This window comes from Streptomyces sp. ISL-96 (assembly GCF_018614035.1).
Taxonomy (GTDB): Bacteria; Actinomycetota; Actinomycetes; order Streptomycetales; family Streptomycetaceae; genus Streptomyces.
Genome location: NZ_JAGGPA010000011.1, coordinates 122,995 through 138,381, shown reverse-complemented (window position 1 = coordinate 138,381; position 15,387 = coordinate 122,995). Strand labels below are relative to the sequence as shown.

Annotated in this window: 5 protein-coding genes; all 5 read left to right on the top strand. The window is 71.8% G+C overall.

What is annotated here, in order from left to right:
• Nucleotides 1-68: 68 nt before the first annotated feature.
• The 5 genes from J7E96_RS07770 to J7E96_RS07750 are packed head-to-tail and all read left to right on the top strand — an operon-like array spanning nt 69 to nt 15,350.
• Nucleotides 69-5,204 (top strand): non-ribosomal peptide synthetase, encoded by a 5,136-nt coding sequence (locus J7E96_RS07770; RefSeq protein ID WP_215128840.1) that lies wholly within the window; start codon nt 69-71, stop codon nt 5,202-5,204.
• Nucleotides 5,201-9,643, top strand: a complete 4,443-nt coding sequence (locus J7E96_RS07765; RefSeq protein ID WP_215128838.1) for a MupA/Atu3671 family FMN-dependent luciferase-like monooxygenase — start codon at nt 5,201-5,203, stop codon at nt 9,641-9,643. Before J7E96_RS07770 ends, J7E96_RS07765 begins: the two co-directional genes overlap by 4 nt.
• Nucleotides 9,640-13,884: a type I polyketide synthase gene (locus J7E96_RS07760; RefSeq protein WP_215128836.1), complete on the top strand. Its 4,245-nt coding sequence runs from the start codon at nt 9,640-9,642 to the stop codon at nt 13,882-13,884. Before J7E96_RS07765 ends, J7E96_RS07760 begins: the two co-directional genes overlap by 4 nt.
• A 6-nt stretch (nt 13,885-13,890) precedes the next feature.
• On the top strand, nt 13,891-15,126 hold the full coding sequence (locus tag J7E96_RS07755; RefSeq protein ID WP_215128834.1) for an amidohydrolase family protein: 1,236 nt from the start codon (nt 13,891-13,893) through the stop codon (nt 15,124-15,126).
• Between the two features lie 17 nt (nt 15,127-15,143).
• Nucleotides 15,144-15,350 carry an MbtH family NRPS accessory protein gene (locus tag J7E96_RS07750; RefSeq protein ID WP_215128832.1) on the top strand — a complete coding sequence of 69 codons (207 nt, stop codon included), beginning with the start codon at nt 15,144-15,146 and terminating at the stop codon, nt 15,348-15,350.
• Nucleotides 15,351-15,387 lie beyond the last annotated feature (37 nt).

Here is a 15,387-nt window from a genome sequence, read left to right as displayed (position 1 = left end):
GTGCGGAATGTGTCAGGAAGGTCAAGTCAGTCACAGCAGGCCGAGCGCAATCGGGGAGCCCAGAACAAATGCCTGAGACGACTCCACTGTTCGGTGAGATATTCAACCGAAACGTCGCGGCAACGCCGGAAGCGATCGCCGTCGAGTTCGGAGACCAGCGGCTGTCGTACCGTGAACTGGACGACGGATCGGCCCGGCTGGCCGCGGAGCTCGTCCGCAAAGGCGTGGGCCCGGACAGCGTGGTCGGGATCGCGGCGAGTCCGTCGCTCCACCTGCCGCTCGCGGTGCTCGGCATCCTGCGCGCCGGTGCGGCCTGGCTCCCTCTCGATCCCGCCTACCCGGCCGGCCGGCTCCGCTACATGATCGCCGACTCCGGCCTCGCCCTGCTGGTCGCCGATCCGAAGACCGCCCGCGACCCGGTGTACGAGGGTCTGGAGAGCATCAGCCCCGACGTCGACAGCGCCGGCGCCGCCCCGGCTGTGCCCGGGGCCGGGGAACCGGGGCCGTCGCCGGAGCCCGGTCAACTGGCCTACGTCATCTACACCTCAGGGTCCACCGGCCGGCCCAAGGGCGTCGCGCTCACCCACCGGGGGCTGGCCAATCTGGCCCGCGCGCAGACCGAGACCTTCGGCGTCGGGCCGGACGGCCGGGTGTTGCAGTTCGCGCCGACCAGCTTCGACGCGTCGGTGTTCGAGATGACGATGGCGCTGTACGCGGGCGCCACCCTGGTGCTGGCGCCGCGCGAGGACATCGCACCCGGCCCCGGCCTCGCGGACTACCTGCGCGAGCGCCGCATCACCCATGTCACCCTGCCGCCCTCCGTGCTGGCCACGCTGCCCGAGGCCGCACTGCCCGACCTGGCGGTGCTGGTGTGCGCCGGTGAAGCGCTGCCGGAGCACCTCGCCGAGCAGTGGCTGCCCGGCCGGCGCGTGTTCAACGCGTACGGGCCCACCGAGACCACCGTGTGGGCCACGGTCGCCGAGCTGACTCCCGGCGGGGGCAAGCCTTCCATCGGCACGGCCATCCGCGGCGCCCGCACTCTGGTCGTCGACGAGTCGATGCGGCCGGTGCCCGCGGGCACACCCGGCGAGCTGCTCATCGGCGGGGCGGGCGTGGCGCGCGGATACCTCGGCCGACCGGCCCTGACCGCGCAGCGGTTCATCCCCGATCCCGGTGCGGCCGAGCCCGGGGGAGCCCGGCTGTACCGCACGGGGGACCGCGTGGTGGAAAGGGCCGACGGCAACCTGGAGTTCCTCGGCCGCCTGGATCACCAGGTCAAGATCCGCGGCTTCCGCATCGAACCGGACGAAATCGCCCGGCAGCTCGCTGAGCACGCGCAGGTCACCGACGCCGTGGTCATCCCGCGCGACGACGGCGCAGGCCCACGGCTCGTCGCCTACGCGACGGGCGCCGGCCTCGACGCCGCGCGGCTGCGGGACCATCTCGCGGAGCGTCTCCCGGTCCACATGATGCCGGCCGTCATCGTGCCGCTGGAACAGATGCCGCTGACACCCAGCGGCAAGATCGACCGGGAAAATCTGCCCGCGCCCCCCAGAACGCCGGACACCTCCGGCCGTACGGCGCCCCGTACGCCCACCGAACGGGCACTCGCCGCCATACTGGCCGACCTGCTGTCCCTCGACTCGGTCGGCGTGGACGACGACTTCTTCGCCCTCGGCGGCCACTCCCTGCTGGCCGGGCGGCTGGCCGCCCGGGTGCGCTCGGAACTCGGCCGCGAGCTGCCGCTGCGCCGCGTGTACGAAGCGCGCACCGTGGCGGCGATGGCACTCCTGATCGACTCGGCGGCATCCTCCGGCGGCCCGATCGTGCCGCCGATCCGGGCCCGGAAGCGCGACGAGGCGGACGTACCGGTTCCACTGTCCTTCCCGCAGGAACGCATCTGGTTCCTGGAGAAGCTCTCGCCGGGCAATCTCGCGTACAACGCGCAGGCCACGATCCGGCTGCGCGGCCCGCTCGACGCCGACGCGCTGCACGCCACCCTCAACGAAATCGTGCGCCGCCACGACGTGTTCCGTACCGCGTTCAGGGAGGTCGACGGCCGGCCCATGCAGTTCCCGCAGCCGCCGATGGAGATCGAGCTGCCGCTGCACGACCTGACCGGGCTCGGCGCCGACGAGGGGACCAAGCGCGCCGGCGCCATCATCAGGCAGACCGTGCAGGCCGCCTTCGATCTCACCACGCCGCCGCTGGTGCGCTGGGTGCTGATCCGGCACGGCGAGGACGATCACACGCTCGTACATGTCGAACATCACCTGGTGCACGACGGCTGGTCGTACGCGCTCTTCCTGCGGGAACTGCAAGAGCTCTACCCGAGCCTGGCGCGGGGCGAGGCATCGCCGCTGCCCGAACCGGCCATTGGTTACTCCGACTTCGCGCTGTGGCAGCGGGAGTGGCTGCGAGGCGATGCCCTGGACGCGTACATCGCGCACTGGACCAAGGAACTCGACGGCATACCGCCCGCCCTGGAGCTCCCCACCGACCGGCCACGCCCGGTCGCACAGAGCTTCCGTGGCTCCTCGGTGCGCATCGACCTGCCCGGCGAACTCTGCCGCAAACTGCGCGCCTACAGCCGCTCCCGCGGCACCACCCTCTACTCGACGATGCTCGCCGGATTCTCCGCGGTGATGTCGCGCTACTGCGGTCAGCGTGACGTGGTGGTCGGCAGCGGGGTCGCCAACCGGCGGCTGACGGAGATCGAGCAGATGATGGGCATGGTGGTCAACACCGTACCGCTGCGCGTCGATCTGTCCGGGCAGCCGGACTTCGACGACCTGGTCGGGCGCGTACACGACACCGTGGGCCGGGCACACGAATGGCAGGACGTGCCGCTGGACCGGCTCGTCGACGCCCTGGCGCTGCCCCGCGACCCCTCCCGCAACCCGGTGTTCCAGGTCATGTTCAGCTTCCACGACTCGCAGATCCCGGACCTGGACTTCATGGGCATCCGCGGCTCCGTGCTGGAACTGCACAACGACTCCGCCAAGACCGACATCAACGTCGTCGTGATCCCACGTGCCGAGCAGCACGCCGGTCACGGAGTCGGTGACGACGACTCGGCCATCACCCTGATCTGGGAGTACGCCACAGACCTCTTCGACGCCCAGACCATGCGCCGGATGGTCCAGCACTACACGACCTTCCTCCAGGAAGCACTCGCCGCCCCCGAACTGCCCTTCGACCGGTTGCCGCTGCTCGCCGGCGGCGAACTCGCCGACGTGCTCCGCGGATCGCGGGGAGCGGCGACGGCTTTCCCGTACGACCGGACCGTTCCCGAGCTGTTCGCCGAGCAGGCCGCCGCCCGGCCGGACACGACCGCGCTCGTCGGCGGTGGAAGGTCGCACACCTACGCGCAGGTGGAGGAGCGGGCCAACCGCCTGGCCCACCTGCTGCGGGCGCGCGGCGTCGGCAGGGACGTCCCCGTCGGCGTACTGCTCGAACGCGGTGACGAGATGGTGATCACGCTGCTGGCCGTCCTCAAGGCCGGCGGCGGGTACGTACCTCTCGATCCCGGATATCCGGCGGAGCGGCTCACCGCCATGCTCGACGACGTCGCCGCGCCGCTCGTGGTGACGCGCGCCGGCCTGAAGGGGCGGCTGGCCCCGGGGGCGGCCCGGACGCTGATCCTGGACGAGGTGGCCGGGGAACTGGCCCAGGCCCCGGCACACGCGCCGGCCGCGCAGGCCACACCCGACAGCCTCGCGTACATCCTGTTCACCTCCGGCTCCACCGGCAGGCCCAAGGGCGTGATGGTCGAACACCGCTCGGTGCTGCGGCTGGTGTGCGGGACCGACTACGTCTCCTTCGGTCCGCGGGAGCGGCTGGCGCAGGTCGCCGACGCCTCCTTCGACGCGCTCACCTTCGAGCTGTGGGGCGCGCTGCTGCACGGTGGCGCGCTGTGCGTCATCGAGGCGGAACAGCTGCTCACCCCCGGCGGGCTGGCGGCCGCACTGAGCGAGCACGCTGTGACCAGCATGTTCCTCACCTCGGCGCTGTTCACCGAGGTGATGACCCAGAACCCGGGGGCCTTCGCCGGGCTGACCAACCTGATCGTCGGCGGCGATGTGCTCAATGTGAGCCGGATACGGCAGCTGCTGGACAGTCCCGCCGACACGCGGCCGACGCGGCTGATCAACGGATACGGACCCACCGAGACCACGACGTTCGCGGTGTGCCACCTGATCGAGTCACTGCCGGACGGTACGTCCTCGGTGCCCATCGGCCGCCCGATCGCCAACACGACGGCCCACGTCCTCGACCCGCGTCTGCGGCCGGTTCCGGTCGGTGTGCCGGGCGAGCTGTACATCGGCGGCCCCGGTGTGGCCCGCGGATACGCGAACCGGCCCGGGCTCACCGCCGAGCGGTTCCTGCCCGACCCGTACGCCGGTGGCGGGGCGCGGATGTACCGCACGGGCGATGTGGCGCGCTACCGCCGGGACGGAACGCTGGAGTTCCTCGGCCGCGCCGACAACCAGGTCAAGATCCGCGGATACCGGATCGAGCCGGGCGAGGTCGAGACGGCCCTCACCGCCCACCCCGGAGTGGGACAGGCCGCCGTCGTCGTCGACGACGCCCCGTCCGGCCGGCGGCTGGTCGCCTATGTGGCGGCCGCGCCGGGCCGGTCCGCGCCTGCCCCCGACGAGCTGCGGGACTTCCTCGCCCGCACCCTGCCCGCGTATCTGCTGCCCGCCGTGTACGCCGAAGTGGCGGCGATGCCCCTGACCACCAGCGGCAAGGCCGACCGGGCCGCACTGCCGGCAGTCGCCGACAGCAGGCTGCCGCTCGACGGCCATGTGCCACCGCGCACCCCGACGGAACGCACCCTGGCCGCGCTGCTGGCCGAAATGCTCGGCGTCCCCGCAGTCGGCGTGGCGGACGACTTCTTCGTTCTCGGCGGCAACTCCCTGCTGGCGATGCGCCTGATGAGCAGGGTCAACGAACGGTTCGCCGTGGACCTGCCGCTGCGCAACTTCCTCGTCACGCCGACCGTCGAGCGCCTCGCGTCCGACGTGGACGCCGCGCTCGCATCCGCCGACGGCGACCGTCCGCCGGCCCCGGCCGCGGCCCGCGAAAGCGCTCGCGAAACCGATTCCGACGAGGACCTGCTCCACCGGATCGACGAACTCTCCGACGACGAGGTGAACGCTCTCTTGCGTGACATGGCTGAGAACGAGGTCGAACGATGACGGACGGCACTCCCTTCGGCGGCGCCGCCGACGACCGGCGGGCCCAGCTCGCCGAGCGGCTCAAGCGGCGCATCTCCGAGCGGCACTACCCGCTCTCCTACCCCCAGCAGCGCCTGTGGTTCCTCGACCAGCTCGACCCGGACAACGCCGTCTACGTCGTCCCCCTGATCTACCGGATCAGCGGCCCGCTGGACGTGGCCGCCATGGAGCGCGCCCTCGGCGAAGTGGTCCGCCGGCATCACGTGCTGCGTACGGTCTACCGGTCGGTGGGCGGCACTCCGCGCCAGTTCGTCCGGCCGGCCGAGCCCATGACCATCCCGGTCCGCGATCTGTCCGCCCGGCCCGAACCGGCGGCCGAGGCGGAGCAGGAGGCCCGGCGGGAGGCGGCCCGGCCGTTCGATCTGGCGGTGGAGGTGCCCGTACGGCCCCTGCTGCTGCGGCTCGCGCCCGACGAGCACTGGTTCTGCCTCAGCCTGCACCACATCGCCTGCGACGGATGGTCGCTCGGCGTCCTCGGCAGCGAACTGTCGGCCCTCTACGGGGCGTTCACGAAAGGCCGGGAGCCGGAACTCGCGCCGGTGCAGGTGCAGTACGCGGCCTTCGCCGAGGAGCAGGAGTCCCGGCTCCAGGGGAAGCGGCTGGAGGAGATGCTCGGTTACTGGCGGGAGCGGCTGGCCGGGGCCCCCGCTCTGGCCACGTTGCCCGGGGACCGCCCGAGGCCTCCCACCCAGAGCCACCTGGGCAGCCATCTGGACTTCGCCATCGGCGCCGATGTCACCGAGCGGGTGGGCGAGCTGGCCCGCGCCGAGGGCGCCACGCCGTTCGCGGTGCTGCTGGCCGCGTTCGCCGCCGTGGTGCACTCCCGGGCGGGCGGCGACGAGGTGATCGTCGGATCACCCGTGGCGGGCCGGACCAAAGCCGAACTGCAGTCGCTCATCGGCTTCTTCACCAACACCGTGGTGCAGCGCGTCGACGTTTCCGGCGAGCCGACGTTCCGGCAGCTGGTGGCCCGCGCCCGGGACGAGAGCCGGTCCGCGGTCGCACACCAGGAGCTGCCCTTCGAGAAGCTGGTCGAGGAGCTTCAGCCCAGCCGCGACCCGGCCCACAACCCGCTCTTCCAGCTCCTGTTCAGCTACCACGAGGGCGACGCCGACGGCCTGGTCCTGCCGGGTTGCGAAGTACAGCTGGTGCCGGGCGACACCGAGACCTCGAAGTTCGACCTGACCCTCAGCCTGACCCGGACCGACGACCGGCTGTCGGCCCGCCTGGAGTTCAGTACCGGCCTCTTCGAAGAGGCCACGGCCCGCTCGATCGGCGATCAGTTCAGCGCCGTCCTCGCCGCCGCCGTGGCCGCCCCGGACACCCCACTGCGTCAACTGCCCGTTCTGTCACCGGACGAGACCCGCCGCGTCCTGGTGGACTGGAACCCGCCCGCCGAGCCCGTACCGGATGTACTGATTCACGAGCTCATCGCCGAGCAGGCCGCGCGGACGCCACACGCCCCGGCGCTGCTGGGCGCGGAGCAGCGGCCCGAGGAGGCGATGACGTACCGCGAACTGGACCGGCGCGCCGAGGCGCTGGCCGCCCGGCTGCGGGCCCGCGGGGTCGGCGCGGACGTACCGGTCGGCGTCTACCTGGACCGCTCGCCCGCCCTGGTCGTCGCACTGCTGGCCGTCCTCAAGGCGGGCGGCGCGTATCTGCCGCTCGACCCCGGCTATCCGGCCGACCGGATCGCGTTCATGGCCGAGGACTCGCGCACCCCCGTGATCGTGACACGGGCGGCCCTGGCCCGCCGCATCGAGGGGCTGCCCGCGTCGCCGCTGCTGCTCGACACACCCGAGCCGGACGCAACGCCCGCCGGGGCCGGCGGCCCGGCCGCCGCCGTCTCGCCGCAGCACCTGGCGTACGTCATCTACACCTCGGGCTCGACCGGCAGGCCCAAGGGCGTGATGGTCTCGCACCGCAATGTCCAGACGTTCTTCGGCGGCATGGACAAGGTGCTCGGCAAAGACACCCCGGACACCTGGCTCGCCGTCACCAGCATGTCCTTCGACATCTCGGTGCTGGAGCTGCTGTGGACGCTGGCACACGGCTACCGGGTGATCATCCGTGGCGACGAACCGACCCGGCACAGCGCCGGGGCCGACGGCCCGGCCGTGACCTCCTCCGTGCAGGCCCGGCCGCTGGACCTCAGCCTGTTCTACTTCGGCGGCGACCGGGGAGGCGAGCCGGGCGACGCGTACCGGCTGCTGATCGAGGGCGCCAAGTTCGCCGACCGTAACGGCTTCTCGGCCGTATGGACGCCCGAGCGGCACTTCCACGAGTTCGGCGGGCTGTACCCGAACCCGTCGGTCACCGCGTCCGCGATCGCGGCGATCACCGAGCGCGTGGCGGTACGGGCGGGCAGCGTCGTCCTGCCGCTGCACGATCCGCTGCGGGTGGCCGAGGAGTGGTCCGTCGTGGACAACATCTCCCACGGCCGGGCCGGCATCTCGGTCGCGTCGGGCTGGCAGCCGGACGACTTCGTGCTCGCGCCCGACGTCTACGCCGACCGCAAGAAGGCCATGATGAGCGGTCTCGACGAACTGCGCCGGCTGTGGCGCGGGGAGACCGTACGCCGCCGCAACGGGGCCGACGCCGAGACAGACGTACGCATCTTCCCGCCCCCCGTGCAGGACGAACTGCCGGTCTGGGTCACCAGCGCGCGCAGCCCCGAGACCTTCCAGCTCGCCGGCGAGAGCGGCGCGGGGCTGCTGACCCACCTCCTCGGCCACAGCGTCGAGCAGCTCGCGGAGAAGATCCGGCTCTACCGGCAGGCCTGGCGCGATGCCGGTCATCCGGGCAACGGCCAGGTGACGGTCATGCTCCACACGTTCGTCGGCACCGACACCGACGAGGTGCGGGAGACCGTACGCGAGCCCCTGTGCGCGTACATCAAGTCCTCCTTCGACCTGCTGACGGGTCTTGGACAGGCCATGGGGCAGGAGACCGACCTGCGCACCCTGCCCGAGGACGAGCTCGACCACCTCGTCGCGCAGGCCTTCGACCGGTTCTTCGAAACGTCGGGGCTGCTGGGTACGCCGGAGCACTGCGCCGATGTGATCGACCGGCTCAAGTCGATCGAGGTGGACGAGGTGGCCTGCCTCATCGACTTCGGCGTCGAGCACGAGCGGGTGCTCGCCTCCCTGGAACACCTCGCGACGACACGCGAGCTGAGCGAGTCCCGGCGCCGCACCGCGCAGGCAGACGAGCCCATCGCGGCGCAGCTCGTACGACACGGGGTCACCCATCTGCAGTGCACGCCCTCGGTGGCGGGGCTGCTGGCCGAGGACGACGCCGCGGCCGCCGCGCTCCCCGGACTGGAGCGGCTGCTGGTCGGTGGCGAGGCGCTGCCCGCCCCGCTCGCCGAGCGGCTGGCCGCACTGCTGCCCGGCAAGGTGCACAACATGTACGGCCCCACCGAGGCGACGGTCTGGGCAACCACGGCATCAGCCGGCGGCCACGGGCCGGTGACGATCGGGCGGCCCCTGGCCAACGTACGGGCGTACGTCGTCGACGCCTATCTGCGGCCGACGCCCGCCAACGCGCCGGGGGAGCTGCTCCTCGGCGGCCCGGGCGTCGTGCGCGGCTATCTCGGCCGGCCCGCGCTCAGCGCGGAACGCTTCATCCCGGACCCCTTCGCCGCGGAGCCGGGGGCCCGGCTCTACCGCACCGGGGACCTGGTGCGCCGACGTGCCGACGGTGAACTGGAGTTCCTCGGCCGCCTGGACCACCAGGTCAAGGTCCTCGGCCACCGCATCGAACTCGGCGAGATCGAGAACACCCTGGGCGCGCATCCCGACGTACGCAACGCGGTCGTCGCGGTGCGCGGGGAGGGCGGGCACAGCCGCCTCGTCGCCTACTGCGTCCCCGTCCCGCACGGTACGAACGCCCTGACCGCGCCCGCACTGCGGGCGTTCGGCGCCAAGTCGCTGCCGGACTACATGGTTCCCGCGGACGTCGTCTTCCTCGACGCCCTGCCGATGACGGCGAACGGGAAGGTGGACCGCGGCCGGCTGCCCGCCCTGGAGAACCGGCCGGCCGCCGTCTACCGGCCGCCGGACAACGACAAGGAGCGCCACGTGGCCGAGGCACTGGCCGAAGTGCTGCGCGCGGAGCGGATCGGCATGGACGACAACTTCTTCGAGGCGGGCGGGAACTCGCTGCTCGCCGTGCAGGCGAGGGCACGGCTGCAGCCCGTGCTCGGCGACCGGCTGTCCCTCGTGGACATCTTCCGCTATCCCACGGCGCGGGCGCTGGTCGCGGCGTTCGACACAGCGGGCGCGGCAGGCGCGGCGGGGGGCGGCGGGGGACTGGACCGGGTACGCGAGGCGGCCGGCCGGCGGGCCGACGCGTTCGCCCGGCAGGCGAAGCGACGAGCGGGACGGAGTGGGGCGTGACAGGCGGCGAAGAGCTGGACGGCGTCGAGCCGGTGGCCATTGTCGGCCTGGCCTGCCGGGTGCCGGGGGCCAGGACCGTCGACGAGTTCTGGCGCAACATGCGCGACGGGGTGGACTCGATCACCTGGTTCGGGCGGGAGGAGCTGGCGGCCGCGGGTGTCGACGAGGAGACCCTCGCCGATCCCGACTATGTCCCCGCCTCCGGCCACCTGGAAGGCGCGGACCACTTCGACGCCTCGTTCTTCGGCTTCAACGCGGGCGAGGCCGAGACGATGGACCCCCAGCAGCGCATGTTCTGCGAGACCGCCTGGGAGGCCATGGAGGACTTCGGCCACGACCCGGCACGTTTCGACGGGGCGGTCGGCGTGTTCGGGGGCTCGTTCATGAACAAGTACATGGCCCAGAACCTGAACACCAATACGCGTTTCCTGCACTCACCGATGGCCCCCGTGGCACGGATGTTCAACGACAAGGACTTCCTCGCCACCCGGATCGCCTATCTGCTCGACCTGACCGGGCCGGCGTACACGGTGCAGACAGCCTGCTCGACCTCCCTGGTCGCCACCCACCTGGCCTGCCAGTCGCTGCTCAGTTACGAGTGCGATGTGGCGCTGGCCGGGGGAGTGACGGTCAATGTGCCGCTGAAGGCCGGCTATCCGGTCGCCGACAGCGGGCTGTTCAGCGCCGACGGACGCTGCCGCCCCTTCGACGCGAAGGCAGGCGGCACGGTGCCCGGCAACGGCGCCGTGGTGCTCGTGCTGCGCAGGCTGTCGGAGGCGCTGGCCGACCGGGACCACATCTACGCCGTGATCCGTGGTTCGGCGGTCAACAACGACGGCTCGATGAAGGCGGGATTCGCCGCCCCCAGCGTCGACGGCCAGGCCCGGGTGATCGCCTCGGCGCTGGCGATGGCCGGTGTCGCTCCGTCCACCATCGGCTATCTGGAAGCGCACGGCACCGCCACGCAGGTGGGCGACCCGATCGAAGTCACCGCGCTGACCCAGGCGTTCCAGCTGCCGGGCGACGCCGTCGGCCAGTGCGCGCTGGGCTCGGTCAAGGCCAACATCGGCCATCTGGACGCGGCCGCCGGCGCGGCCGGACTGATGCGGGCCGCACTGGCCGTGCACCACGGGCAGATCCCTCCCACCGCGAACTTCACGCACCCCAATCCCGGACTCCGCCTGGAGAACACGCCGTTCTACGTGCCGGACCGTGTGCGCGACTGGCAGCCGGCGAGCGGGCCGCGGCGGGCCGGGGTGAGCTCCTTCGGAGTGGGCGGCACCAACGCGCACGTCGTCATCGAGCAGGCCCCGGAGCCGGCCGCCGAACCCTCGTCGGCGCAGCCGCGGGAGTGGCAGCTGCTGCCCGTCTCCGGACGTGACCGGACCGCCCTGGACGCCGCCACCGAGCGGCTGGCCGACCGTCTGGACCGCGCGGATCCGCCCCCGGCCCTGGCCGATGTGGCGTACACGCTCCAGGACGGCCGGCGGAGTTTCGGGCTGCGCAGGTTCGCGGTCTGCACGGACCCGGCCGACGCGGTGCGCGCGCTGCGCGGCGAGGAGCCGGACCGGCTGAACACCAGGACCGCGCCCGACGGGAAACACGAGGCGGTCTTCGCCTTCCCCGGCGGCGGCATGCAGCATCCGGACATGGGCCTGGACATCTACCGCTCGGAGAAGGTGTTCCGCGCCGAGGTGGACCAGTGCGCGGAGCTGCTCATGCCCGGACTCGGCTTCGACCTGCGCAGGCTGCTCTTCCCCGCCGCCTTCACGCCGCTGAGCGGCAGGGAACTCACCGGCGGCGCCGCCACGATGGGACGCGGCCAGGGGGCCGGCGTCGTATCGGCGCTGTTCACGATCGAGTACGCGCTGGCGCGTCAGCTGCTGGCCTGGGGCATACGCCCGGCCGCGATGATCGGGCACAGCCTCGGCGAGTACGTCGCTGCCTGCCTCGCCGGAGTGTTCACCCTCCCGGGCGCGCTCGACATCACCCTCGCCCGGGGCGAGCTGTTCGCGAAGATGGAGCCGGGCCGGATGCTCGTCGTCCAGCTTCCCGAGAAGGAGCTGGTGCGCCTCCTGTCCGACCGGGTGTCGGTCTCGGCGGTCAACGCGCCCGACCTGACGGTGGTCGCCGGCCCGGACGAGGACATCGCGGCGCTGCTGAAGAACCTGCGCGGGCGCGGCATCGACTGCCGCAAGGTGAGCGTTCCGGTGGCCAGCCACTCGTGGATGGTCGACCCCTACCTTGAAGAGTTCACCCGCAAGGTGGGCCAACTCACTCTCTCCAAGCCGGAGATACCCTTCGTCTCCAGCGTCACCGGCACCTGGATCACCCCGGTCGAGGCCACGTCCCCCGAGTACTGGGCGCAGCATCTGCGCCGCCCGGTGCGGTTCGCCGACGGGGTGCGCAGTGTCCTCGACCGGCCCGGCCGGACCCTGCTCGAGGTCGGCCCCGGCAAGGCGCTGACGTCGCTGGTCGCCGCCCAGCGGATGGCCCCGGCTCCGGTGGCGGTCCCCACGATGGGGCTGCCGCGCGACCCGGCACCCGACCTGGTGCACCTGGTCACCGCGGTCGGCCGGCTGTGGCAGCAGGGGGTCGCCGTGGACTGGAACGCCTTCCACGGCGAAGCCGCCCCGCGCCGCGTGCCGTTGCCCGCCTATCCGTTCCGGGGCAAGCGGTACTGGGTCGAGGCGCGGCAGACCCGGCCGGCTGCCGGGCGGCAGCCGTACGCCGGGGAAGCGGCGCCGGAGGCGGGCGAGGACCATGCCGACGCCCTGGTGGCTCCACGCACCGAGACGGAACGCCAAGTGGCCGGCATCTGGTGCAGCTTGCTGGGCATCGACCGGATCGGAGTCGACGACGACTTCTTCGATCTCGGAGCGCACTCGCTGATGGTGACCCAGGCGACCCGCCGGCTGCGGCGCATGGGAGTCACCGGCCTGGCCGCGCGGGACGTGCTGCGCGCGCCGACAGTGGCGGCACTGGCCGCCGTGGTCGAACGGGCGCTGGGGGGCACGGACGCGCCCGCCGCGCCGCCCGGCCCGGACCTGTGGGACGAGGTGCGGCTGGACGAGGACATCCGGGCGGACGGTCTGCCCGCTCCGCACGACGGGCCGCCGGGAACCGTGCTGCTCACCGGCGCCACCGGCTTCGTCGGCGCATTCCTCTGCGCCGAACTGCTGGAGCGTACGGAGGCGACAGTCCTGTGCCTGGTACGGGCCGCGGACGCGGCGGAGGGACTGGAGCGGGTTCGCGCCGCGCTGGACTCGTACGGCCTGCCCGCGCCCCGCGGTTCCCGGCTGCGCGTGGTGACCGGCGACCTCGCCAAGCCGCTGCTCGGCCTGACGCCGGCCGCCTTCGACGAGCTGGCCGCCGAGACCGACGCCATCTACCACTGCGGCGCGTGGGTCAACTTCGTACGCCCGTACCGTGCGCTGAAGTCGGCCAATGTGCTGGGCACCCAGGAGATTCTGCGGCTGGCGGCCCGCTCGCGCCTCAAGCCCGTGCACCACATCTCCACGCTGGCGGTCCTGGCGGGAGCGATGAGCGGGGACAGAGACACCCTCCTGGAGGACGATCCGCTGCCCGAGCCGGTCGGCCACGACACCTCGTACAGCCAGAGCAAGTGGGTGGCGGAAGGGCTGGTCCGGATCGCGCGGGAGCGCGGGATCCCGGTGTCCGTCTACCGCGCGGGCGGGGTGTTGTGCGACAGCCGTAACGGCGCCGCCAACAGCGAGGACTACATCACCAAGGTCATCCAGGGATGCGTCCAGCTGGGGCTCGCGCCGCAGCGCGCCTACCGGCTGTCCGTCGGTACGGTCGACCACCTGGCGAAGCAGGTCGTCGGGCTGTCCCAGCGGCCGGCCTCCCGGAACCTGACGTTCCACACCATCGACCCGCAGCCGCTCGAATGGAACGACATCTTCGAGAGGATCAAGGAGTTCGGGTATCCCGTGCGCAGCGTGCCGTTCGAGGAGTGGCGCGCGGCGCTCATCGAGCAGGTGGACCGTGAGGGCGAGGACAACGCCCTGGCGCCGCTGATGGCCATGCTCGGAGATGTGCCCGACCGGCGGATGCCCTCGATCGACTGCGCCAACGTCCTGCGGACGATGCCGCCGGAGCTGGCCCCCGCACCGGCCCTGGACGCCCTCTTCTTCGAGCGGATGCTCGGATTCTTCGTACGCCGCCAACTGCTGCCCGCGCCCGAGAGCGGCGCGACCACCACCAGGACGGAGAAGTAACGAGACATGCCACAACTCCTTACCGGCGCCACGGTCATCGACGGCCTGGGCGGCGACCCGGTGCCCGCGGGTTCGGTGCTGATCGACGGCGAACGGATCACCGAGACCGGTGTACGGGGACCGGCGCGCGACGCCGGCCTCGTCGACCTGAGCGGCCTGACCCTGCTGCCCGGTCTCATCGACGCGCATGTCCACCTCGGGCACTCCAGTGAGTCCCGGGCGATCCTCAACATGGAACTCTCCGTCGCCGAGCGGGCCGCGGACATCTTCCGCACGCTGCGCCAGACCCTCGACGCCGGGTTCACCGCGGTCCGCGACTGCGGCGGTATCGACCATGGAGTGCTGCGGACCGTGGGGCGCGGGCTCGTTCCCGGTCCGAGGATCTGGGCGTCCGCGTCCCCCCTGGTGCAGTGCGGCGGACACGGGCACCTGGGATCGCCGTTCCTGCCGCCGGACGAGACCTTTCATTTCCGGGTGCGCGGGCTGACTGCCGTCGGCCGCATCTCCGACGGTTGTGACGAGGTGCGCAAGGCTGCTCGCGAGTGCTTCAGGCAGGGTGCGACCTTCCTCAAGATGGCCGTCACGGGAGGCGTGGTGTCCATCGCCGACTCGCTGGACGACACCCAGTTCACCATCGAGGAGATCGCCACCGCGGTGACCGAGGCACGGGCCCGGCACACCTACGTCACGGTCCACGCGCACAACGTCGCCGGCATCCACAACGCGGTCAAGGCGGGCGTGGAGTGCGTCGAGCACGGAACCGGGATCGACGAGGAGACCGCCGCGATGATGGCGGCCGGCCGTGTCAGCCTCGTACCGACCCTGTCCATCGCCAAGGTCCTCACCGAGAACTTCGAACAGCACGGGCTGCCGCCGCAGATACGCGAACGCGTCGGCGACACGATGCAGGGCATGACCGACGGGCTGCTCGCCGCGCGGGAAGCCGGCGTCCCCATCGGCTCCGGCTCCGATCTCATCGGACCGAACCAGAACCGGCGGGGCCTGGAGATCGCCCTCAAGGCGAAGATCATCGGCGCCCGGGAAGCGATCATGTCCGCCACCTCGGTGAACGCCTCCATCATGCGTGTCGCGGACAAGATCGGCTCCATCGAGGCGGGCAAGTACGCCGACCTTGTGGCGGTCGACTTCGATCCGCTCGCCGAACCCGAACTCTTCGACAACCCCGACCGAGTCGTCCTGGTGATGAAGGGCGGCACCATCGTCAAGGACACCCGCAAGTAGCGGGGGAGAGGCAGCACATGACCGACCACGACAGCACTCCGGCAGCTCCCACCACCTACGCGGTGGTGCTCAACGAGGAGGAGCAGTACTCGATCTGGGACGTGTCGCTGCGGATGCCGGACGGCTGGCACGCGGAGGGGTTCTCCGGCAGCAAGGAGGACTGCCTCACTCACATCGAAAGCGTGTGGACGGATCTGCGCCCACGCAGCATGCGCGCCGGCTGAACAGCCGGCCGGCCAGCCAGGAGGGGAGAAGATTCAC

Bases quoted from the DNA above. Each gene is read 5' to 3' on its own strand.
- J7E96_RS07770 (WP_215128840.1), top strand. From the start codon at position 69: ATGCCTGAGACGACTCCACTGTTCGGTGAGATATTCAACCGAAACGTC.
- J7E96_RS07750 (WP_215128832.1), top strand. From the start codon at position 15,144: ATGACCGACCACGACAGCACTCCGGCAGCTCCCACCACCTACGCGGTG.
- J7E96_RS07755 (WP_215128834.1), top strand. From the start codon at position 13,891: ATGCCACAACTCCTTACCGGCGCCACGGTCATCGACGGCCTGGGCGGC.
- J7E96_RS07765 (WP_215128838.1), top strand. From the start codon at position 5,201: ATGACGGACGGCACTCCCTTCGGCGGCGCCGCCGACGACCGGCGGGCC.